This window comes from Leptospira ryugenii, assembly GCF_003114855.1.
GTDB classification, from domain to species: domain Bacteria; phylum Spirochaetota; class Leptospiria; order Leptospirales; family Leptospiraceae; genus Leptospira_A; species Leptospira_A ryugenii.
This window is the reverse complement of the sequence record NZ_BFBB01000008.1, coordinates 23,586-45,953: the sequence shown is the minus strand read 5'-3', so window position 1 is coordinate 45,953 and position 22,368 is coordinate 23,586. Positions and strand designations below refer to the sequence as shown.

The 22,368-nt window shown below is 38.0% G+C and carries 28 protein-coding genes; 8 read left to right on the top strand and 20 right to left on the bottom strand.

Going from position 1 to position 22,368, the window contains the following annotated elements; translation table 11 throughout:
• Positions 1-33: 33 nt before the first annotated feature.
• Genes DI060_RS12800 through DI060_RS12790 form a run of 3 tightly spaced genes read left to right on the top strand, consistent with a single transcriptional unit; the run spans position 34 to position 1,478 of the window.
• Complete coding sequence (locus DI060_RS12800) at positions 34-540, top strand: DinB family protein (RefSeq protein WP_108977253.1); 507 nt, start codon at positions 34-36, stop codon at positions 538-540.
• A 9-nt stretch (positions 541-549) separates the two neighbouring features.
• Complete coding sequence (locus DI060_RS12795) at positions 550-1,005, top strand: GNAT family N-acetyltransferase (RefSeq protein ID WP_108977250.1); 456 nt, start codon at positions 550-552, stop codon at positions 1,003-1,005.
• Positions 1,005-1,478 (top strand): VOC family protein, encoded by a 474-nt coding sequence (locus tag DI060_RS12790; protein ID WP_209452045.1) that lies wholly within the window; start codon positions 1,005-1,007, stop codon positions 1,476-1,478. Before DI060_RS12795 ends, DI060_RS12790 begins: the two co-directional genes overlap by 1 nt.
• A gap of 166 nt (positions 1,479-1,644) precedes the next feature.
• Here DI060_RS12790 and DI060_RS12785 read toward each other — a convergent pair whose 3' ends face one another.
• From DI060_RS12785 to DI060_RS12750, 9 genes are all read right to left on the bottom strand, one after another.
• A complete protein-coding gene (locus DI060_RS12785) occupies positions 1,645-2,562 on the bottom strand; it encodes a phytanoyl-CoA dioxygenase family protein (protein WP_108977248.1) in 918 nt (305 codons plus the stop codon).
• Positions 2,563-2,676: 114 nt separating this feature from the next.
• The gene (locus DI060_RS12780) at positions 2,677-4,539 is read right to left on the bottom strand and encodes a 7TM diverse intracellular signaling domain-containing protein (RefSeq protein WP_282097155.1); all 1,863 of its coding nucleotides are present in this window, start codon (positions 4,537-4,539) and stop codon (positions 2,677-2,679) included.
• Between the two features lie 15 nt (positions 4,540-4,554).
• Positions 4,555-4,755: a hypothetical protein gene (locus DI060_RS19190; protein WP_244594395.1), complete on the bottom strand. Its 201-nt coding sequence runs from the start codon at positions 4,753-4,755 to the stop codon at positions 4,555-4,557.
• 45 nt (positions 4,756-4,800) lie between these two features.
• Positions 4,801-5,625: an SDR family NAD(P)-dependent oxidoreductase gene (locus tag DI060_RS12775; RefSeq protein ID WP_108977246.1), complete on the bottom strand. Its 825-nt coding sequence runs from the start codon at positions 5,623-5,625 to the stop codon at positions 4,801-4,803.
• A gap of 157 nt (positions 5,626-5,782) precedes the next feature.
• A complete protein-coding gene (locus tag DI060_RS12770) occupies positions 5,783-6,157 on the bottom strand; it encodes a DUF2256 and DUF3253 domain-containing protein (protein WP_108977244.1) in 375 nt (124 codons plus the stop codon).
• Between the two features lie 43 nt (positions 6,158-6,200).
• Positions 6,201-6,800 (bottom strand): MarR family winged helix-turn-helix transcriptional regulator, encoded by a 600-nt coding sequence (locus tag DI060_RS12765; RefSeq protein WP_108977242.1) that lies wholly within the window; start codon positions 6,798-6,800, stop codon positions 6,201-6,203.
• An 87-nt stretch (positions 6,801-6,887) separates the two neighbouring features.
• Positions 6,888-7,358, bottom strand: a complete 471-nt coding sequence (locus DI060_RS12760; RefSeq protein WP_108977240.1) for a peroxiredoxin family protein — start codon at positions 7,356-7,358, stop codon at positions 6,888-6,890.
• Position 7,359: 1 nt separating this feature from the next.
• A complete protein-coding gene (locus DI060_RS12755) occupies positions 7,360-7,842 on the bottom strand; it encodes a cytochrome P460 family protein (protein ID WP_108977238.1) in 483 nt (160 codons plus the stop codon).
• Between the two features lie 114 nt (positions 7,843-7,956).
• Complete coding sequence (locus tag DI060_RS12750; protein ID WP_135355053.1) at positions 7,957-8,646, bottom strand: hypothetical protein; 690 nt, start codon at positions 8,644-8,646, stop codon at positions 7,957-7,959.
• A 101-nt stretch (positions 8,647-8,747) separates the two neighbouring features.
• Here DI060_RS12750 and DI060_RS12745 point away from each other — a divergent pair, with 101 nt between their 5' ends.
• Positions 8,748-9,128: an ArsR/SmtB family transcription factor gene (locus tag DI060_RS12745; protein ID WP_108977234.1), complete on the top strand. Its 381-nt coding sequence runs from the start codon at positions 8,748-8,750 to the stop codon at positions 9,126-9,128.
• Here the strand turns inward: DI060_RS12745 and DI060_RS12740 are convergent.
• The 3 genes from DI060_RS12740 to DI060_RS12730 all read right to left on the bottom strand — a co-directional run bounded on the left by DI060_RS12740 (position 9,125) and on the right by DI060_RS12730 (position 12,077).
• Positions 9,125-9,589: a DUF1772 domain-containing protein gene (locus tag DI060_RS12740; protein WP_108977232.1), complete on the bottom strand. Its 465-nt coding sequence runs from the start codon at positions 9,587-9,589 to the stop codon at positions 9,125-9,127. The genes DI060_RS12745 and DI060_RS12740 overlap by 4 nt on opposite strands.
• Positions 9,590-9,601: 12 nt before the next feature.
• Entirely contained in the window at positions 9,602-10,486 is an 885-nt protein-coding gene (locus DI060_RS12735; protein WP_108977230.1) for an alpha/beta hydrolase, read from the bottom strand.
• Between the two features lie 70 nt (positions 10,487-10,556).
• Positions 10,557-12,077, bottom strand: a complete 1,521-nt coding sequence (locus tag DI060_RS12730) for an HD domain-containing phosphohydrolase (RefSeq protein WP_108977227.1) — start codon at positions 12,075-12,077, stop codon at positions 10,557-10,559.
• Between the two features lie 137 nt (positions 12,078-12,214).
• Here DI060_RS12730 and DI060_RS12725 point away from each other — a divergent pair, with 137 nt between their 5' ends.
• From DI060_RS12725 to DI060_RS12715, 3 genes are read left to right on the top strand one after another with little or no spacing between them, the layout of a single operon-like run.
• A complete protein-coding gene (locus tag DI060_RS12725) occupies positions 12,215-12,853 on the top strand; it encodes a hypothetical protein (RefSeq protein WP_108977225.1) in 639 nt (212 codons plus the stop codon).
• Positions 12,854-12,855: 2 nt separating this feature from the next.
• A complete protein-coding gene (locus tag DI060_RS12720) occupies positions 12,856-13,665 on the top strand; it encodes an SDR family oxidoreductase (protein ID WP_167837005.1) in 810 nt (269 codons plus the stop codon).
• Complete coding sequence (locus DI060_RS12715; RefSeq protein WP_209452044.1) at positions 13,623-14,456, top strand: RNA polymerase sigma factor; 834 nt, start codon at positions 13,623-13,625, stop codon at positions 14,454-14,456. Before DI060_RS12720 ends, DI060_RS12715 begins: the two co-directional genes overlap by 43 nt.
• A gap of 110 nt (positions 14,457-14,566) precedes the next feature.
• Here DI060_RS12715 and DI060_RS12710 read toward each other — a convergent pair whose 3' ends face one another.
• Positions 14,567-16,423, bottom strand: coding sequence for a TPM domain-containing protein (locus DI060_RS12710; RefSeq protein ID WP_108977221.1), 1,857 nt, complete (start codon positions 16,421-16,423; stop codon positions 14,567-14,569).
• Positions 16,420-17,178, bottom strand: coding sequence for a hypothetical protein (locus tag DI060_RS12705; protein WP_108977219.1), 759 nt, complete (start codon positions 17,176-17,178; stop codon positions 16,420-16,422). The genes DI060_RS12710 and DI060_RS12705 overlap by 4 nt, the downstream gene beginning before the upstream one ends.
• A gap of 265 nt (positions 17,179-17,443) precedes the next feature.
• Here DI060_RS12705 and DI060_RS12700 point away from each other — a divergent pair, with 265 nt between their 5' ends.
• Positions 17,444-17,932, top strand: coding sequence for a DUF3592 domain-containing protein (locus tag DI060_RS12700; RefSeq protein WP_108977217.1), 489 nt, complete (start codon positions 17,444-17,446; stop codon positions 17,930-17,932).
• A 237-nt stretch (positions 17,933-18,169) separates the two neighbouring features.
• On the opposite strand, the gene DI060_RS12695 is transcribed toward DI060_RS12700, so the two are convergent.
• The 6 genes from DI060_RS12695 to lsa14 form a co-directional block, all read right to left on the bottom strand.
• The gene (locus DI060_RS12695; RefSeq protein ID WP_108977216.1) at positions 18,170-19,267 is read right to left on the bottom strand and encodes an alkene reductase; all 1,098 of its coding nucleotides are present in this window, start codon (positions 19,265-19,267) and stop codon (positions 18,170-18,172) included.
• A 125-nt stretch (positions 19,268-19,392) separates the two neighbouring features.
• Entirely contained in the window at positions 19,393-20,040 is a 648-nt protein-coding gene (locus tag DI060_RS12690) for an NAD(P)-dependent oxidoreductase (protein WP_108977214.1), read from the bottom strand.
• A gap of 65 nt (positions 20,041-20,105) precedes the next feature.
• Positions 20,106-20,555 (bottom strand): Rrf2 family transcriptional regulator, encoded by a 450-nt coding sequence (locus DI060_RS12685; RefSeq protein WP_108977212.1) that lies wholly within the window; start codon positions 20,553-20,555, stop codon positions 20,106-20,108.
• Positions 20,556-20,931: 376 nt separating this feature from the next.
• Positions 20,932-21,270 (bottom strand): TRL domain-containing protein, encoded by a 339-nt coding sequence (locus DI060_RS12680; RefSeq protein WP_209452043.1) that lies wholly within the window; start codon positions 21,268-21,270, stop codon positions 20,932-20,934.
• A 2-nt stretch (positions 21,271-21,272) separates the two neighbouring features.
• A complete protein-coding gene (locus tag DI060_RS12675) occupies positions 21,273-21,590 on the bottom strand; it encodes a TRL-like family protein (protein ID WP_108977210.1) in 318 nt (105 codons plus the stop codon).
• A gap of 2 nt (positions 21,591-21,592) precedes the next feature.
• Entirely contained in the window at positions 21,593-22,051 is a 459-nt protein-coding gene (gene lsa14, locus DI060_RS12670) for an adhesin Lsa14 (protein WP_108977208.1), read from the bottom strand.
• Between the last annotated feature and the right edge of the window lie 317 nt (positions 22,052-22,368).

Sequence of the window (22,368 nt, the reverse complement as noted above, 5' to 3'; positions counted from 1 at the left end):
TGATTCCTTTCGATTCCAGATGAAGTAGCATACATGAAGGCATTTTTTGTACGAAATCACCAATATCATTTTTGGGCGACTGAAGTATTGTACAGATCCTTGGATGCTTTTTCTGAAGATGACCTAAAAAAAGATATGGGTTTGTTCTTTCGGTCTATCCATGGGACAATCAACCATCTGCTATTGGTGGAAAAATTATGGTTCTCCAGATTGGTAGGCGAAGATTTTCAACCTAAAACACTTTCGCAAGAATTGCAATATGATCCAAAGGCTTTGAAAATGGAACTTTTCCTAGCAATGAAAAGATGGGAAACCTGGCTAGAGAGCCAAACAGAGGATATTTGGCAAAAGGTTTTCACTTATAAAACAATGCGAGGTTTTGTATCTAGACTCCTTTACTGTGACTTAATCCATCACAATATGAACCATAGGACCCACCATAGAGGTCAAATTTCTGCGGCTATCACAGCATTAGGTGGCACTACACCAGAGATGGACTATGTATATTTTCTTCAACAAACTCAATATCAGAATGAATAGGAGGCAAATTTGGACCTAAAAGTAAGAGAGGCAAATTTTAATGATTTACATAAAATTTCGGAACTTTTTGATCTCTACCGTCAATTTTATGGACAAAAAAGTGATCGAGATACTGCATTTCATTTTTTAAAAGATCGGATGGAGCATCGGCAATCAATCATACTCTTGGCAACGGAGCTTGGCCAGGATGTACTTCTTGGCTTTATTCAATTGTATCCTGTATTTTCATCAATCAGTATGGAGCGTTCCTACCTCTTAAACGACTTGTATGTGCTTTTAGAATACAGAAAAAAGGGAATCGCTAAACTCTTGATAAATGAAGCAAAAAAATATACGGAAGTCTTTCAAGGGAAAGGATTGGAGCTGTCCACTTCAAAACACAATCTCACGGCAAGGCGTTTGTATGAAAGAGAAGGTTTTGAAGAGGAAAAGGAATTTTTGACTTATTTCTGGAAACGAGTCTAATGGAATCCAATAGAGCAATGAAGATGATTGGAAAAGTGATTCTCTTTACATGGCTTGTTACTTTGGTTTGTTTTTGTTCTCATAAAAAAGACCTCGAAGGTTCTATGGCAAATCCAGTTGTGTATTTTGAAATTCCTGTCAGTAACCTTGACCGAGCCATTCATTTTTATTCAACTGTATTCTCATTTACATTCGAGAAAACTAGTCTCGATGGCAATGAGATGGCCTTATTTCCCTTTGTGGATGGGAGTTCCCATATTTCTGGTGCACTTGCAAAAGGAAAGACGTACCGTCCCTCCAAAGAAGGAACACTTGTTTACTTTCAATCAGAAGATATAACAAGCACTTTGAAAAAAGTTGTGTCAGAAGGCGGATTCATTTTGTATCCAAGAACAAGAATCGAATTTGGCTTTGTAGCAGAATTTCAAGATTCAGAAGGAAATAGAGTTGCTCTATTCGAAAAAGAAAAATGAAGTTCTCACTTTTTTTATACAAAAAATCTGTTAAGTGGATTGCTGAGCCTTGTTCGGTTTGTTTCCGCTGAGAATGAGAAAGGATTTTTGAATTTCATTCTTTGATAAAAGAAATTCGTCGAAGCATTCTTTAAGAAATAAGAAACTCTTTAAGTATTGCAAAAATTTAATACTCATTTTTAGCAAAGAATGGAATACCTTGGTCAATATACTTTCGTTTGTTATATGATTTGTAAGAGAAGACGGAAAATTTAGGAACGGGTGCCTTTGAAAAAAATACATCTTCGCCATGGATGGGAGCTAATTTAGCTTTGTAATGAAAGACAATAGATTTTCTTGATTGTTTGGAATTGTCAATCTTGGATCCACCATGGGGAAGTTCCGCATGCCAGATTAGGACATCCCCTTTCTTTGCTAAATTTTTTTCTAGTCCCAAACCCAACTGTCTGCACTTCGACTCTATAGCTTTACTATACTCAGACCAACCTCCTCCTTCTTGTATAATTTTCTCTACAGAGATTGGAATCAAATGACCTTTGGGAAAATATACAAGCTCACCTGTGCCTTCTTGGATATCCTCCAATGCTACCCAGACTCCAACAAAGAGATTTTTGGGAACAGTGTAGAAGAAAGGTCCATCGCGATGAATCCTCTGCTCGCTCCCTTTTTCAAAATAAAGACTAGAACATAAAACCGCTTCAGATGAAAAAATCTCATCTAAGATAGAGACTAAAGTTTTATGAAAAGCAATTTCTTTAGCCTTGGAAGAAAACATATGAAAATTACAAAGTCGTGAATGGAAACCGAAGGAATCTTCCGCCGATCGTGCCTCCTCATGATTGGACTCAACGTATTTAGAAAACTTTTGGTTTAATTCATCGCATAGCTGATTAGGTATAAGTTTCGATAGGATGACATACCCTTTATCTTTAAATGTTTTTATAGATTCCCTGTTTCTCCTTTTTTGGATTTCCGTATCATCGGCCCAATCAATCCAAAGGCCAGATTTGGAATCAACAGGAAGGTAGGTTTTCGGTAGAAGAAAATTTAGGATCGATTTAATGAAATTGGCAAGGATTTGCATGGGAAAGCTATTCGAGAACAAGTATAAAATGACCCTTTTGAAATTTCCACTGACTTTTCACATAAATCATTATTTTCAATGGGATCATGATAAGGAATCGGTTTACAATTTATTCTAATGCTCATCAAAACTCTGATCCTTAGTAACAGGATACAATCGTTTCAAATAAAGTTGCGTTGCCTTATCTTGTGGGAATATATTAAGTACCTTTTCAAAATGGACCTTTGCTTCTTCAAAGTAATTGGAGTAAAAAGCATTCACACCTTTTTCATAGGTATCCTTTGTTGCAATCTTTAGATCTTGCTCCTCGGGCTCATCTCCATCGATCACTTCGTAAATCGATACAGGGATTTTTTTTCCTTTGACCTTGACTCTGTCCAAAAAACGAAAATGGAATCGTCCATCACGCTTTACCTCTTCAATGGTGCTTTCACTGACTGCAATTCTAGATCCATATATCTTAGTTAGGTTTTCAATCCTGGAGGCAAGGTTTACTGTATCTGAAATAACGGTACCTTCCAATCTTTCCTCGGCTCCGATGGTTCCCAACATGAGTGAGCCAGAATGAATCCCTACTCCAATTTGGATGGGTACATATCCCTGTTTATTTCTATGATCATTATAAATTTTTAAGTACCTTTGCATTTCGATTCCAGCGTTTACAGCATCGAGAACATTTTTTTGGAATAATGCCATAATGGCGTCACCGATAAATTTATCTATAAAGCCATGGTTCCTCTGTATGATGGGACTCATACGACCTAGGTAGGAGTTGATAAAATTGAAATTTTCAGCGGGTGTCATTTGTTCAGAAAGCGTTGTAAATGAACGTATATCACTAAACAAGACAGACATATCTTTTTGGATTTGGTCACCTAACTTTACATCTAAGATTGATTCTTTGCCTAGATTTGCTAAAAAATCTTTTGGTACGAAACGAGCATACGACTCTGTTAAAATTTTTTGCATCTCTAAAGTCTTTGCTTGTGCTTCTGATTTTTCACGCTTCATGATGTTGATACGGTCAGCTAGAGCGATTGAAAGTAATATTACTTCCATAGTAGATCCAAGATACAAACCGTACTCTGTTATGAATGTGTTACCTAGAATATTGATAAATCTTAAAACGACAACAATACCTGAAACTAGGAGTACGGTAAATGCTAAGAGAAAGTATCTTGCTGGCCTGAATTTTTTTAGGAAACTCATAACGGAGGCAGTTGGAATCATAAAAAGTACAGGGAGGCTCAAAAGGAGTGCGATTTTTACGGTAATCTCAGGTGGAAAGAGTAGAGGTGTAATCACTAGGATAGCATGTGCGACAACCATTACTTTCATGGACTTGTCCAACCAGATAGGAATATTCTCTTTCGTATTTAAAAATCGTTTGGCAAAGAGAAGTGCAGATGACATACAAATGCCGGTAAAAAAAACGTAAAAATTTCTCTGGAGGGACGGATACTCAGGCCAAAGGTATTGGAATCCATGACCCGTCAATACCAGTTGTATACCTAAAAAGCCGAGAATATACGTTACATAGTAAAAGTAACTAATGTCTCGGATCGAAAAAAAGATGAATAGATTATAAAGGATCATTACAATCATCACTCCATAGTAAATACCTAGGCCGTGCTGTACGTCCGCATTGTGGAGTATGAAAGAGTCCTGGTTCCATAAGAGAATGGGAAGGCTTAGGCCACCACTTGTCCAAGTTAAGAAGTAATAAGTCTTCTTTTGCCCTGGCCCAATTGCTATAGGAAAAACAAAATTTCTATTTTTGTATTTCCTAGTGGCAAAGGGAAAGAGCATACCTGTTTCCGTTTTTACAAAAGATCCATCATCTAAAGGTTCATAAAATTGAATGAGATCTATATTGTTATAATTGATTTCGATGAGTTTGGACACAAATACATTAGCCTTGTTTTCAAGGGTGATGCGTAGCCAATAGTGATGGTTTGTTTGTCCAAATTCTAAAATCTCAGAATTAGATTTTTAGAAAATCTCCTGTAATTTAAGAAATTTAATATCCTCAAAGCTAAGTTTTTTTTCACTATCTTCCAAATAGTAAATGAAATTTCCGAGTAGCTGTTTTTCCAGAGCATCGTTCACTTCTACCGTATCATTTGCCTGTAATGTAATGGTAGATAAGAAAAGAAAGGAAGTGAGGAGAGTTACATATTTGTATCGTTTCATTTTTTCGGATTTTTTAAAGAAGGAAACTTTCCTTGTTTTGCGGACTCATCTAAAGAGTCCTTTTTCTTTCCATGACTCTAAATTCTTATATCCTTTCTTCGCCAGAATGGGATAGATCCACTGTAAAAGGTAAGGAAATAGAAGGGCAATCCTAGCCAGTAGGCCTTGCGAGTAGGGAACATAGACTTCCGCAATATCAGAATCGATAGCTTTTGCAATTGCTTGGGCTACATCTGAGGCTGGTAAGGGAGGGTTAAGATATGCCATGGGAGAGCTGTCTTGGGAAGCCATAAACTGAGTCATAGGCGATTGAATGGTTCCTGGCAAAATGTTTGTTACACGGATACCCAATTCTTTCCATTCCAGATACAAACTCAAAGCAAATCCTCTCAAAGCAAACTTGGTCGCGCTATAAATAGAATGATGGGGAGCTGGGACAATTCCAGCTAATGAAGACAAGATGATAAGCTTCCCTTGGGAGGATTTGAGATGCGGCATTGCCAAATGGGTCAGTCGAATCGTACCTTTAATATTTACATCTATCTGCTCTTCAATTGCATCAATGGATAGATTGTGGAATTTTGCAGGTCGCATAATACCTGCATTGTTGACTAAAATATCAATCCGACCAAATCTTTTTATACATTCTTTGATTGCCACAGAGCATTCTTTTGGTGATGCAATATCACAAGGATAGACAATGTGATTTTTATTTAAGGATCCAACAAATTCCTTTAGAGAGGAGATTTGTTCTCGGCGATCGGTTAAAAAAAGAGTAAAACCTTTTTGGGATAGCAAAAGAGCAGTCTCTCTGCCTATCCCTCCTGAGGCACCCGTAATGAAAGCTACCTTTCCAATCCCTTTACTCAATTTGTTCCTACCTTACGAATGGATGTCTTTTACCCATTGAATTGATAGCTTTCGTCAAAAGCCCAGAATTTTCTAGTGCACTAACAAATGATAGCAAGGAAAATTTTTTTATTTAGGAAAGAATTTTCGAAATGAGGAAAAATAAGCAAACTTTTGTTTATTGCAAAGAATTTAATTTTAGACGGATTGGACCTTTGAAGGAGTCGGGATCAATTGCTTTCCCTTTCTGTGTGATGGTGATTTGGCCTTTATTGGCAAGCCTTCTCGCTGCTCTACGCACAAGTTCCATTTTTTCTTTATCTGTTTTTTCTTCGCTGCTTAATACTTCACTAGGGCAAATACTAGCCATAGTAGATCTTGTCCGCAGAAGGGACAGGATAGCTTCCTCGTAGTTTAACTTAGCTTCAACCGATTTGCTCCTGCGACAAGCATCCGAACAATAGAGCACCTCATCCCAAACCTTTTCCCACTTCTTTCGGTAGGAGAAACTGCGCCCACAGACTGTGCATATTTTTGAAGGCAAAGATTTCATCTGGATTTTTGAACCCCTAAATAGAATGAATCCTTTTCAGATATTATACTGAACTAAATTCTGGACAATCCAATCGAAGTTGCTCAGCGGCTAGCTGTCTTTGTAAAAGATTGCAATAATGTTTTTCCTTTCGGTTTGTATAATGAGAACATAGTGTACACATTCTTTGTACTGTAATTACGCCTGACTGATTGAGCTCATAAATAAGGTTAAATAAACCATCTAACATTGATAACTTTGTATCTTCTGGTAGTTGTGATAAAGGTTTTTCTATTTTTTGGGCAAAGTTTGCAGATTCTAAAACAATTTTTTTTCCTTCTTTGCTCAATTTTAAAGTGAAGGAACGGGTGTCATTGGGGTCAGAAATTTTTTCTAAGTATGTTTTCTGTACAAGTACTTTGATACTGTCACTCATCGTGGCTTTCGTGACATTGAATTCATTTGCTAGGTAAGTAACATTGCAGAGTTCTCTGGCATGAAAATATACAAATAATAAAATTTGAATTTGGATTGGGCTGAGAGCAATTTCCTTACTTTGTTGCCACAGTAGTACCCGAAAGGCTTCGGATACTCGTTCCAGTGCAACAACTAGTTTGCTGTCAATACTCTCATTTTGTTGGTCTAAACCAAAGGCGGATTTCATTGCAAAAGGTTCCTTTCAGAAAAGAGTTTAGGTCCTAAACACAATCCTTTACTCAAAAAACCAATAAAAAGGAGAGATTGGCAACCTTTATTCAGCGATTAACTTTCCGATCTCGTAGCCAAATGAGAGTGGGTCTACCGGCCCAAAGTAATGAGATCTCAAATTACCTGCTTTATCAAATAGTAAAAAACTCGGAGTACCTTGTAATTCTAATCTTCGCATCACATCAGGGATTGGATGAGGACTGTTATGTTTGTCGATGACCACAGGAAAGGAATATCGAAATTCAGCAAGATATGTTTCCAGGGCATCAGGACCCATTACATTATGGTGCTCAAATACAGTATGGATTCCGATTACCTTCACTCCCTTGTCGGCAAAGGTTTGATGTATTTTTTGTGCAAATGGAGAACCATGTAAGATACAGGAAGGACAGAGCATTTGAAAGGCATATAAAACAATCACATTGCCTCGTAGCTTTTCCGATCGAATTGGCTCCGTTAGAAGCCATGGGTAGGCTTCTAACTCTAGGAACGAAAAAGAATTTTTTTCTTCCATCTTATTCACGATATTCTGAAAAAGTATAATCAGTAGCTGATTGGTTGGCATGGCATCCAAAACAACTGGCATGATTTCCATTTACGAGACGATCTTTCGTATTTCCTTTAAACCCTTCAAAACCCCATCCCTTTGTCTCAGGAAAGGCTTTTGAATTTTTATACATGACAGCCAATACCTTTCGTTTTCCTTCAGATGCAACTTCTTCATTTGCATCCGATTCCAAAAGATCAAAAACTAAGATAGATCCATCTGGATAGACAGACTTGGAAAGCAATGCATCACGGCCAGTGGGATTCACGTATACGTGGTGGATGCCTCCGAAACTTGCATATAGTGGATGTTTTTCTTTAAGTGTTAGTGTTTTAACATGTGTCCAACTTCGATATCCTTCTGGATATGGAACTTCATTTGTTAACTTTTCTGAACAGGAAAGACCTAAGACAAGGAAAAGACCCAATGCCCATGTTGCGAATTGATTCATACGATACCTCTTTGCTTAAGTTCCATTTAGTAAGGAATCCTAACTATATCAAGTCTTTTTTCTCCCAAAGGCTACAAATTTAGAATTCAATTTATAAAAAAATTGGCTAAGCGTTTACAGTTCTTGTTTAAAACCATAAACTATAAAATTGGATCCACAGGGAGGGGTGGGTGGACAAAAAACTCCATAGATGCCAGAACGATGGTGAATCCTAGAAAAGATTTTTGTTTTATCGGAGAATCCCGGTATGCTGTAGTCAACTTCGAACAAAAGATAATTCAATGTGGCTCTCGATTCTACATCGTCTGTTACAAAGCGGCCCTTATCATATCCTAAATCCCAATTTTCGAGCCTTGGCAATCTTGAGGCAAAGGAAATCCCCTCACCAACCGCCAAACTAAAGTTTGATCCAAATAGATTGGGTATCCTCGCGATCCCAACTCCAACTGCTTCATAGTGGTTCATAGCGCCTGTATGGCGGGCAAGGATACCCTCCAGTTCAAATTGGAAAATGGAAAAACGAGGAGTAATTCCTTGGTTGAATCCAAACCCCCAGATATAAGATGGCTGGTATTTGAAATCCAATTGGAAGGAGATGGGTGCTAAATCGGAGTTAACAAACACACCGCCGAAACCATTGATTGAGCGCTTTTGTGAGAAAAAGGAATCTTGGCTTTGTAATGGAAACTCTTGCCCAAAGAGTATAAGAGAGAAATACAAAGAGAATAATCCAAGTATAGGTCGCATGACAGGGTTTTTGTTATACCAAAGTAGCAAAGATTTGGGCAAGTATCTTTTCTGCAAAAAAAACGATAGTCTTTCCTTTTCTTGACAAGCAAAGAAAGTTGTTTTTATTAACTATTAGGTTAATTACTAAAAAAGTTAATTAAGAGGTTAGTTAATTGATGCAAGATACTCTCAGTCATATTTTTTTCGCTCTGTCTGATCCTACACGGAGGAGTTTGCTAGAGGCTTTGAGTCGAGGTGATGCTACCGTTAGTGATTTGGCATCTCCCTTGCTAAAACAAATGAGTCTTCCTGCTATTACGAAACATATCAAAGTACTCGTGAATGCAGGTCTTGTCACAAAGTCCGTGGACGCACAATTTCGCCAATGCAGTATTAACCACGAAGCATTCAAAGACGTAACAGATTGGATGGAACAGTATCGTCTTTTGTGGGGAGAACGTTTTGATAGACTGGATGCTTATCTCTTAAACACTTCCAAACAAAAGGACAAATCTAGGCATAAAGAAACCCAGACTTTCAAAAAACGTAAATCTTAATGTTCTTTTTGTAAGAATACCAAAGCTGCGATAAACGCAACAGATCCTAAGCCGACTCGAATCCATTGCCAATTTCCCCATCTTTGGATGGTATCAATAAATACTTCTTTGGCAATCGGCCCAGCATTCAACTGTGCATTGGCATCTTTAAAAAATATAAAGAACGTCAAGATTACAAATAAAGAAAATAGAAATGAGATACCCATCCACAATCCTCCCGAGCTCTTTTGAATTTGCAATACAATCAAAGACAAAAGTGTCAATAACAGACTCGATACTTCTAGTAGAGTATAATAATCAACGAGAGATGCTTGGTTCTTTGTATACCAGGAAAAAAATTCATCAGGATTTAATCTTAGCCAGAAAGGAACAATGATACTTGCTTCAGTTAACATCGCTCCAGCCGTAAGTCCCAAAACAAGAGTCGTTACAAAAAAAAGGCTTTTATAAATTGGTTTCATCAAGTATTCAGCTTACCGATTTTCACCTATCCATGTCAAACAATCATTGGCAATCTTTTCCCATCCTTTTTGTCTGTGGAGCAAATGTCCTTTTCCTTTGTATTCGATAAAGTTCGTGATGCCTGCTGATTCAGAATATGCTTTTTTGTTATCTTGAACAAGAGTATTGGGAATCACTCGGTCTTCCTCTGCCGCCACTAAAAGCAATGGACCCCTGGCTCTTTCAAAATCAATGGCACCTTCGTCAGTTAGGATTGATCGCGGCAATCGTCTTGATTCAGGTACGATAAATTGTTGGTAGGCTTGCCTAGCATCAGACTCCTCTAAACCATTTGCGAATTTTTGAACAAAATGTTCCTCTTCCATAAAGATGGGAGAATCATCCGAGGCAAATGGATTGATCACGGGCCATGAGGAAGTCACAAAGCCAAATCCATGTTTGATGGCAGTGGCTTTGGAAACTATTCCTTTCGGTGGTGCAGGGCTGATTGCGATAGCAGAAGATCCAATACCATCGTTTAATAAAGATTGTACGACGAGTCCTCCCATCGAATGTCCAATTAGAATGGGCTTTTCATTCAATGTTTGGATGAATTGTTTGTAATGTTCTTTTACCTGTGCAAAGGTTAGCTTTGCGAGTTCAGGATCTGGGTGTTTTTTTCTCTGAATATCTGGATCGATATCATGAAGAGGGTAGGCAGGAGCGTACACTTTGAATCCTTTTTCTTTGAAAAAGGCCATCCATGGCTCCCAAGTTTTGGGGGTCATATACATTCCGTGTACAAAAACAATCGTTTTGCTGGATTGGATAGTGAGTGGCTTTGTGAGATTTGATTTCTTGGTTTCGGAAGAACAAGAAAGGATAAAAAACATAAGAATGCTCAGTAAAATTTTCATATAGACCTCAAAGAGAAAGTTCTATGAAAAGAATACTTGATCTAGACTTTAGGAAAAAGGGCCAAATGGCCTATAGTTGTAAAATTTTTTCTTTGAATGCAACCATCACTGCGGCCGATCGACTCTTAACCCCCATTTTTTCATAGATGTGGATGGAATGGTGTTGCACGGTTCTGGATGATATCTGTAAATCTTTAGCGATTTGTTTGTTCGTATGCCCTTCTGCGATGAGTTCTAAAACTTGGATCTCTCTATCCGTTAAGGAGTATTTATTCTCTCCACGATTTGGAGTTTTCTGTTTGAATCCCAAGTATTCTTCGACGAAGGGAAAGATCCTTTCTTCTAGGATTCCCGCTAACACTTCTTGCTTTAAAATTTTTAAGATCTCTGTATTCGGATAGGCTTTTCGAAATGATCTGTCCGATCCAAGTGCAATCACTTTATCCGCATAGCAAAGTATAGATTGCCCGATATTTAGATCCTTGGTCCTTCTATGATAGCCAGTACCTTGTAAGTTTTCATGATGGGAGATACAATACTCTAGGTAGGGTTCTAGTAGTTTACTTTTTTTCAATATTTGGTCAGTAAAGAAAGTATGCGTTTCCATACGCTCTCTTTCCGATGGATTTAACTTTCCCTCTTTTTCCAATATCCCCGTGGGGATACAGACCATTCCAATATTCATGAGTAATGCTGAAATGTACACTTTGTTCTGTTCATCTTCAGTTAATTTCAATTTTTTTGCGAGATAAAGAGCAAGTTCAGAGACTTTTTTAGAATGAAGAGAAGTATATCTTGACTTAAAATCTGGCAAATAGGAAATCATCATTGCCACTGATTGTAAGTGGTCTACATATATATTTGGTGAAATAAACAAAGCATCCTCGTGGATAGTATTGGAATGGATCATGAGAGAGAGTTCCTCGATAAATCTGAGCAAATAATCCACAAGGACTGGATCAAACATTTTGCCTTTGTTCTTCTCTAGAAGTTTGCGAATGGATTTTGTATCAGTGATTTCTGATAGACTATTGAAATAATAGGAAATCGATATGATCCGAGCAAGAAAATGTATTTCATTGGCTTTCTTTTTACTTGGTGTTCCTTTGCCATCAAATCGTTCGTAGGTGTCATTGATAATTTTACTGATCTCGGGATCTAAGTTGATTTCTTGGATTAGCATTCTCGCCGAATCGCAATGGGCTTCGATGATATTTTTGTACAAATTATTGCCATCGATGATCAAACGAAACTTCATTTTCAATTCTTCCCATTTGGAATCGGCCCGAAGTTTTTGAATCTGTAACAAGGCTTCTAGTTTGTTGATAGAATCGACTGTTGAAAATGCTGATTTGAAACTGATGTCATCTCCTGAGAAAATTTCAGCTTCTTCGGGAGAATATGAGGTACATCCTATGGATTTAAATAATGAAGAAAGATAGACTAAATGGATCTCTCTTTGGCTACAGTTTGCTAATTTTGCCAAAAAAACAGAAACCAAAGCCAATTTGAGAGTAAATTCAGGTTTCCTTCCATTCGCATAATCGAGTGCAATCGAAATCCGGATTAAGATTTCTTTGATATCTAACATTGGTCGTATTTTGTTTATTAAAATCTAGCCGAGGAATACAATAAAGTTTTTAAAAAATTTTGAACGTAAGCGTTTTAGAATCCATTCCTTTCTACCCGAGTTTTGTAACACCTGAGAGAATCCTTGTCTAATCTGCCATGAAAACAATTGACTACTTCAAAATCCCAAGCCTTCTTCTCCTTCTCTCTTTGGGTGGCAAAGCTATGGAAGCGAGAGATTCCTCACCCGAATTCATTGCCCCTAAAAAGCGAACAGGCACCTGGCTAACTATCACAAAAGTCAAAAAACCTTGGTATGCCTGGAGGAGTCTCGTATCTTCTCGAATGGAGAAGTCTATCCCAGAGTACAAAGCAATCCCTGGGTTGGATGAAAAATTTTATTCCTTTTTAGAAGGGAGCAATCGCTTTGGCGGTATTTATATTTGGGACAAAAAAGCAGATGCAGAGGCATGGTTTTTGCCTTCTTGGTTTGCAAGGATTGAGAAACAATATGGAGAGAGGGGCGTTGTGGATTCTTATTCCATCCTCAGCACTCAAGAAATTGAACCAATCCCTTCCACGGGGGAAAGTCTATATGCGATCATTTCTTACCGAAGATTGGATCCTGCAATAGATTTGATATCTAAGGTAGGCTTATTGCAATTTGTTGAGTTAAAAGACTCAGAACAAAAACCATGCCACCTAACACTGTGGAAAAATCAAGAATCTGCGCTTTCCTATTTCCAAGCAAGCGAGAAAGATCAGATGTTTTTTATCCCTGTATTCTTTCGGAAGTAATTATGGATAGAGTGATCATTGTTACTGGGGCATCTTCGGGAATCGGCAAAGCTACTGCCGATTTTTTTTCTGTAAGGAAATGGAAAGTGTATGCCTTTTCTAGAAAATCGCAGGTGCAAAAGCATACAAACATACAACATGTGGTTATGGATATCAATAGCAAGGAATCAATCCGAAGGTCCATCGAATCTGTCTATAGAAAGGAAGGAAGAATCGACGCCATTGTAAACAATGCGGGCTTTGGTGCCTTTGGCGCTTTCGAAACTTCGAGTGAGGAAGATAGGCAAAGTATGTTTGCGATAAATGTATTTGCCTTAATGAATATGACTCAGGAAGTTCTACCATACTTCAGAAAACAAATGTCTGGAACCATTGTAAATGTATCTTCGATCGGTGGTCTTATGACGTATCCTCTATTTTCTATTTACCATAGTTCAAAGTGGGCAGTGGAAGGATTTTCTGAAAGTGTACATTATGAACTAAAACCATTCGGAATTAAGGTTAAAATCATAGAACCTGGCGCAACAAAAAGCAATTTTAACTCAGAATCCCTTCAAGAATATCAGAATAGTTTAATAAAGGACTATGATCATTTTGTGAATGGATTGAAAGTTATTAAGGACCAATCATTCATGGATGCGGTTTTACCTGAAACAGTCGCGGAAACTATTTTCCAAGCAGTCCAGGATCCTAGTGATCGACTGCGCTATCTTGTTGGTAACAGACGATCCAAATCGCTAGCTCTTTTGCGAAAGGTATTACCCTCACAATGGTTTATTTCTATCCTACAGAAGAGGCTAAACTTAAATTGATTCCTATGCAAGGATTAGAGGATGACCCTGTGCTCCTTCAGGGAGCCATAGCCGGGGATCGAAAGTATCTGGAACTCTTGTTAAAAAAGCACCAGGACTTCATTTATAACATTGCCTTACGCCTATATCTAAATCCTGATGATGCCCTGGATGCTACCCAAGAGGTTCTGATCAAGGTATTCACCAAATTAAATACCTTCCAAGGCAATAGCCAATTTAAAACCTGGCTCTATCGAATCGTTGTGAACCATTTTTTAAACGCACCCAAGGGGAAATATGAAATGACCCATGTGGTTGAACCTTCTTTTGAAGAGGCGGAAGAAGAGTTTAGTGAAGCAGAAGTGGAAGAGGTAAGGATACTCTGTGCAACTGCGATGCTCATGTGCCTCAGCCGAGAACAACGACTCATTTACATCATCGGTGAAATTTTTGGAGCCGATCATAACTTGGGAGCAGAGCTTTTTTCGATTTCACCTTCCAATTATCGTGTCAAATTGCATAGAGCACGCGAGGATCTAAAAACTTATGTTTCCGGCAAATGTGGCTTAGTTGATAGTCGTAATCCTTGTCGTTGTCCTAAAAAAACAAGAGTGATGGTCAAAATGGGTTTAGTGGACAAACAAAATCTGCGATTCAATACATCCTTTACCACCAAAGTCCAAGATTGGGTCAAAGAACAGAGATTCGATGCGAGAAACGAGGTGGAGAAGAAAATGAAGGAGCTCTTCCAAGATAGCCCCTTTCAAATTCGCAAGGATTTAGAACGTTTGATAGATTCGATTCCCACTTAGAGTGGGAAGTAAAACATTTTCAATAACAGAATCGTCTTTTTCTTGAGAGCAGTACGCTTGTTAAAGGCAAGGAGTTAAATCTATGATTCAACTCCACGATTCAAACTGTTTTACCAACTTCCACTTGCCCCGCCTCCTCCAGAACTACCACCTCCACCAGAATAGGAGGAAGACGATGAGGTCGATGAGGAAGAAGAGCTACTATATGAAGAACTGCGAATGGTTGTGGTAGATTGAGAGTTGGAAGAAAAGCCATCGCTTGTGCTACCAATGAAGTCTTCGATTATTTTGGCGATTCCTACGCTTCGGAATAAGAGTGTGCTAAGGTAGCCAGCAATGGTACTAAATCCCAGAAGAAAAATCTCCGTTAGATGCGAAAAGCCTTTTAGTGAGGGAATCCAGTCTCGAAGATAAATGCTCGCATAATAGAATAATACCGAAAGGAAGATCACTCCATTGGCGGATGCAAAGGCGCTGATCAATACGAGCAAGAGACAAACGCGAAAGAAAACCCAAAGGAAAGGAAGTTCAATTGTTGGATAAAAACTTTGTGTCTCTTCTTTTGTTGCACTTTGTTTGTCTGTTACGGAAAGATCTTCCTCTGGATGATAAGTGTTCCAACTTGTAGAAATTGATTCCAGAGCGCGGATCATTGCCCAATTCAAGTCTCCCTCTGAAAGGTATCCTTCGGACGCCTTACGCACAAGCTTTGTTAGCATAGATTCATACTGGCTTTTGTTAAATTGAATTTTGGCATTGCCTGCGATGGGAGGTAGAAACTTTTTTGAAATCCTAACTAAAAATTTTCGTTCGTTCAATGAATAAACTACTAAGATCCCATTTTCAGTTCCCAAGGTTTGATTTAGGACTTTTTGTACATCGGTTTCTATTTCTTGCCTAGTTTTGATGATACTTAGCGATACTTTGAGCCTATCCTCGTTAAACATTTTGTCCAGGAGTTTCGTAATGTTTTCGATGGCAAAGGTTGAAAGTACGCCATTTGGATCATGGACTTTCGAATACTCTTTTGGGATCTGATTTTTATTTACGACATAAGGTTCAATACGATCCAAAGCACTTAAATAGGCTCGATAAGAATAATTTGTCATATCGTCATGCGAGGCTTCCTCGTATAAGTTTTGAAAGAGTTCTATGTTCCTCATTTGCGAAAACAGTGGGCTAAGCTCCGGGCTCACTGCGATTGAGCCACCAAACCCGCGATAGGAATATCCATTCTCAGTTAGGAATTTGGATGCAAGCAAAACGAAGGAGGGCTTTCCGTTCGCAGGGATATTCTTTAAGATCCCAAGAGCTAGACCATCCAAATGCAATTGGTTATAAGAAGCAGTTACACAAAATCTAAAGTTTACTTGGTTTTTTAAGCCTCTAGTTTGGATTTCTTTTTGCAATAAAGGAATTGTATCTTCGTGGATCCAAGAAGCACGGTCTACAAAAGCTTCTGGACAATATTTTGAAATATAATCAAGGGAGGATGCATTCGTCTGTGAGAGGATGGCTATGGTTCCTTGTTTTATAGCTTGCTCGTAGTTACCAAGTTTCATGTTAGGCGCAATGATTTCATTGATGATTCGTTTAGCCGCTAGGTCTGTAAAGACACCTTCTAAACCATAACCGACTTCAATGCGAACCTTTCTTTCCTTCATGGCAAATAGCAAAAGGATTCCGTTATCCTTTTCTTTTTTTCCTAATTTCCAGGCCTCAAAGATCTTGATTGCATCCTCTTCAATGGAACCGAACATAAGGGAATCTTCTAAATAGACAACGATTTGATTCGTTGTATCTGCTTCGTTTTTACGAAGTAAAGATTCCAATTCGGTCTTTGCCGTATTGGACAAAACACCCTTTGGGTCCATGATGGGTGAGGTGAGTTTCGGTAGATCTTCAAGGGAAGCTTTACATTGAAAACAAACTAGAATGAATAATAATAGGCAGTATACTTTTCTCATAGATCTTTTGATTCAATCCGTTTCAGTGGATTGTTTTGTCTTTGAAATGCCTCCAACATTTTTTTGGATACTCTTTTGATAGTTTCGGATTGTGAAGGAGTGAAGTAATAACCAGATTCTCCTTCAGGTAGAGTTTCTGGCGTATCCTCACTGCCTGTCATTATATTGCGGTCTTGGGAAGTTTCATCTATCCCATTGATTGGCTTAACATGTGTTAGACTAAAGGCATGGCCTGCTTCATGTAGTAATAGCTTATCATCCTTTTTTAGGAAGGCTTTTTTCTCAAAAAGAATCCATGAAAAATATTCTGTAAATCGTTTACCATTGACATTCTTTGCTTTGATGATGAGCCCTCCCTGCGATCTTTGTGTCTTTTCTGGATTGCTAAAGATAAACAGATTGATCGCATCCTTTCTAAACATAGGGTGCATCATCATTTCTTTCTTTTGTGACCAAAATTCTTTTGAGCTAGAAATTTTTGAAAGTTGAGGCCAGTCTTTCGCAATCTCCTCTGGTGTGCTGATCCCAATGATATAAAACTCAGCTAAGGACTCTCCCTCTCCCGAGTGGAATTCTTGATTTAAGGTGTCGGAAAACCAGTGCAGGGATTCTTTGGTATAAGGTATTTCTTGGCTATCCGTTATCATATGTACATAGAGAGGAATTCTAGGAATCCTTTCCGCAAACAAATCAAAATGAAAAAGGAAGATAATACCTAAAATGTAAAAATGAAACCTGAGTTGAAAAGAAGGCACGGGTCTTTTTTAGATTTATTTGTTTAGGCTATCAAGAAGTTTTTTCAAAGAAAAACACCTGGATTTTTTTATCAGGATTATCTGGGTATGACAATTCTGCCATCGTAAGAGATGTAAAATCAAAATTGCAAAGTTAAACTTCTTCAGTTCATTGAAATTAGATTTTAGATCTAAAACAACTTTTCTCATAGCTTCTAGGTAAGATTGTATCTACCTTGGTATTGGGAGCTTTTTCCCTCGATACTTAGTAGTATATTCAAATAGTATGAAAACAAAAATAATTAAACGTATCATTCAGTTTTATGCGATCTATCTTTTTTTAAGCTCCGCGTTCACCGTCATTTCAAATATCAATATCATCCGAACAGGCTCGAAAACAATGGGGAAAGTTACCTCTTCCTATAAAGAATTCGATTATTCAACGCAGACGAGCAATAAACGGTATGGAACAAGTCATTATATCCATAGACCCATCATACAATACATCGTTAATGGGGAAACATATGAGATCAATGGCAAAATCCTTGGAGAAATGGGAAGCGAGTATCAGTTAAATCAAAGTGTGCCTCTGATTTATTTAGCAAATAATCCAAGTTATGGAAGAATTGATTCCTTTTTAGAATTCTGGAGTGAACCTTTGAAGATGGGACTCTATAGCATCATTGTATTCTTAATTGGTACTTACTTGGGAGAAATTTTTGACACAATCAAAAAGAAACTGTCTCAGTTCTTTCCAAGAAACTTTACACTTTAGTTAAGCTTTTTCTAAAATACGGAACAGCTTCTACAGAAGCTTGCGTTTCATCCATATAGATAGCATTTTCAATTCTTGGCCTTGGTCTGGATTTCACTTATGCTAGAACTCTTTTTTAAATAAAATTGGACTCCTATTCGATTGACTTAGATCTGCCAGGAGTCCTTGAGAAGAAATTATTGTTTGTTCGTAGATTCTCAAAAAAAGAGTCAATCTCTTCTTTGAGAATCGTATGGTTTACGAATGGGAAGCTACTGTCTTCGAAGCAAAAGGGTAATCGGTGTAACCTGTTTCGCCTGGAGTATACAGAGTTGTTTCATCAAATGGGGCGAGAGGTATACCTTGCTGGAATCTAGTGACCAAATCAGGATTCGCCAAAAATGGTCTTCCAAAAGCGACTAAATCAGCCTTTCCTATTTTGAGATCTTCTTCTGCACGCTCTGCATCATAGCCTCCACTCAAGATGAGTGTACCTTTAAAATGGTTTCGTATCGCTGTGACTGTTTTGGGATCAACTGTTGGTGCACCCATTGCTGAGTGATCAACTAAGTGAATGTAAACTAGGCCAAGTCCATCTAGTTCTTTGGCTAACAAAGAATACTCCTCGTGCGTTTCAGCAAATGGAGTTAGGTCATTGAAGGCTCCGTAAGGTGAAAGGCGAATTCCCGTTTTATCTTTTCCTATGGCTTCACTGACTGCCTTTGATACTTCCATTACAAATTGTAGTCGATTCTCAATGGAGCCACCATAATCATCTTTTCTCTGGTTTGATGAGGGATGTAAAAATTGTTCAAGCAAATACCCGTTAGCTGCATGAAGTTCGACACCATCAAAACCAGCTTCGATCGCATTCTTCGAAGCTAATACAAATTCTTCTATTGTTCCCTTGATATCTTCCTTCGTCATTTCGAGGGGGATAGGATGATCTAACATACCTTTTTCATCTGTCCACATCTTCCCCTTTGCCAGGATGGCGGACGGAGCCAAGACTCTGGCACCTTTTGGTAGATTTAGTTCATGTACGATTCGACCAGTATGCATCAATTGCACGAAGATTTTGCTTCCTTTTGCATGAACTCTTTCTGTTACAAGCTTCCAGGCTTGTACTTGTTCCTTTGAAAAAATTCCAGGGATTCTCGCATAACCTAAGCCATTCGGCGAAGGAGAAGTGCCCTCCGTAATGATCAAACCAGCATCTGATCGTTGCTCATAATATGTGCCTACAATCTCTCCAGGTAAATTTCCAATCGATCGGGATCGAGTCATTGGTGCCATGACAACCCGATTTTTCAAGGGGAGTCTTCCCAAAGTAGCATTTTGAAATAAAAGTTTCATTTGATAGCCTACTAACCTCTTTCGGTAGTTTAGACCTATAGACTAAGAGATTTGATGTAAAATAATTTAATATTAAATTATTTTACCAAAACATATCCGCGTCTTCCGTTCATGGTATTTAACAACTAATATCCGACAGTAAATCTACTTCGTATATGATTTCTTTCTTCCAATTCGTCTACAAAAGCTTTTACCAAGTCAGCTAGAGAAATACGACTTTGTCCATTGGAGTCAATCAGTAGAGACTCTCTAGAGACACGATATTTTCCTGTTTTTGGTCCTTCTGGATCAATGATCATTGAAGGAGAAAGAAAGGTCCATTCTAAGTCATCTTCTGTGCGCAAATAGTTTAGAGTTTGTCTGGCACCATCTGCACCATCAAAATATTCCTTCGGAAACTCCGGAGTGTCAATCAATTGCAATCCAGGTTGAACTTCAAGTGAACCTGCACCTCCCATAACAATGATTCTTTTGACTCCAGCTTTTTTTGTAGCTTTGAAAATAGACAATGATCCATTTATCATATTTTCTCGAATATTTGGGTCAGTCCAACCCGGGTTATAGGAATCCAATACAGCATCAGAACCAAAAATGATCTTCGCCAATTCATCGGTATCAAAAATATCACCTTTGCATTTCTTTAAGTTATTGTGTTCAACTTTCAGTTTACTCGGATCTCGCAAAATAGCTGTCACTTGGTATCCTCTATTTAAACTTTCTTCTAAAGTTTTACTTCCAATAAAACCGGTAGCGCCTATTAATGTAATGTTCATTTTCTATCCTTCTTGTAAATTTGTATGTTACATTATTACAACATATGTTAAAAATTTTTTAAACATTATGCCTGTTTTTTATTAAATCCCTTGTTTTTAGATTCGATTCGTTGACGAATCTCTGAACTAACATCGGATAAATTATATTCTGAAAGTTTATCTTCCATAGCTTTTTGTGCTTCATCTAAAATTCCGGATAGAGCGTTTTGAATGTTTTTTCCTATAGGGCAACTTGGATTTGGATTTTCATGTAAAAGAAACAAGGCAGCTTCTTTTTCAGTAGCATTATAAATATCTAGTAAATTGATTTCCCGTGATGGTTTTGCTAAAGAGGACCCTTTGATACCCCGACGGGCATGAATGAAACCTGCTTTTTTTAATTTTCCAAGTAATAATCGAATAATGGCTGCATTGGTGCCCACAGAGCCAGCTATCTCTTCGGAAGAAGCTCCACGACCCATTTCCAAAATGGTCAATATATGAATGGCAACGGAAAACCTACTAGGGATGGACATGAAGAATACTTGTAACTACAAATATTACAAGTCTGTCGAATGGCAAGCTTAAATTTTATTCCTTCGCCCTTTATTCTAAAAATTAAAAAAAATGATTACGGATGTATGCGAAAAACCAATTGAAATGCATTTGAAATTGCAGAGAATCTGATGATTTCAAATGCGATGTAAGGGTTACCTTTCATAAGCTATCGTCAATAGGCTTGTTGTTTTTGAATATGCATTGAGTAGGTTTTTGGCTCCTTAAGAACTTCGAGAGAGTAATCACAAACCAAAACCTACATGCACAGAAATGAATCCAGATAGTTAGGAATCTACATGAAGGAAAGAGTAGTCGGGTATTTCCCGACTACGATTGTAACCTTATGTTAGCTGGCTATTCGCCCCAAACTTGAACACATTCTCGGTTGAAAATGGGACCCAAGAAGCTTGTGGATTTTCGGTCAACCACTGCTACTTTAGAAATACCACCTTCTTTTTTGGCATCTTCGATTCCTCCGCCAATGCCGTAGAAGAAGAGATAAGCAGGAAAAAAGGTGAATGAACAGGATTGCCCAGATTTCACTACCTTCGCAGACGTCAATTGCCCACCAGGAGTGTTTGTATAAACGTGCTGAGTAGTTCCATTAAAAATAGCACTTGGAACAACAGTACTACAGTTTGTGAAAAATACCATAGCAATGGTCATCAATATCAGATTTATTCTCGTATTCATTCTTATTCTCCTGTAACTTTAGTGCAATAGCTTCGGTAAGCAAGTGTCCAGACACTAATTGTCGAATGATCGATTGTTGCTATGCGCTCAATTTTATTATCTCTTGCAACTTGGCCTGCTCCCGCATCTCCGAAAGTAAATAAACCCAATATGGCATGCTGGCAACCTTCTGCTGATTTAATTGCTTTTACATCATTATTTGGATTAAACTCACCAGGAAAATCATTGTACGTAAATATTAATCCATGAGTAGGACCAGTTGCACAGGAGTAGAATCCAAGAAAAATTGTTAAGAAAAGTAATATTACTGTTTTTTTCATTTTTATCTCCGTTGTTGTGTGTTAGCAGGCTTTCCATCTGCATCAGCTGCTTTGGTTGAGGAAGAACCAGAACCAAGCACTGTCGTGCAGAACTGATGGTACAGAGCTCCAGCTAAAATTCCCAATTGTTTGTATTCGATTGAGCTAACAGCAGATATTTTTCCTGCTTTCTTGGCTGATTCAATGCTGGAATCACCCCAGGAAAATAGCCAAAGAGCTGAATGGGAACAGCTTTCGCCTTTCGAATCAGAACCTGCATTGGATCCAAGTTGGCCAGGAATGGAAGCCAAATGGAATAAAACGCCGTATTTGTAAACGGAATTGTAGCTATTGTATTCTCTGGTAGGGTTTGAATTCTGGACTCCGTAAATCATTCCCACATTACCGCCAGTACAGTTTTGAAAACTAATGGAAGCAATTATTGCTAGGAATAACAGGCCCCATCTATTGAATTTCTTCATTGTAGATATTCTCCTTTTATGAAACGTCTCCTACCATTTTTAAATTTCATTTATCTGGCAATAAAATTTATTTTAATGTATATTCACGGCAGCTTAGGATGCCAAAAAAAAGCTAATCTAACTTTTGTTTTCATTCATTAGTCTCACGTATGTTCCTCGTTAAAAAAACCTTATGTTGCATTGCTTTTTGACTAAAACGACAAAAAATAGCTTGAAACTGATGTTAGCTAATGGTTCCCTTGTAGGGAATTGGCCTACGGTTAACCATAAGTAAACCCTCTCGCCTATTTGGTATTCCATGGATCAGATAAACAGCT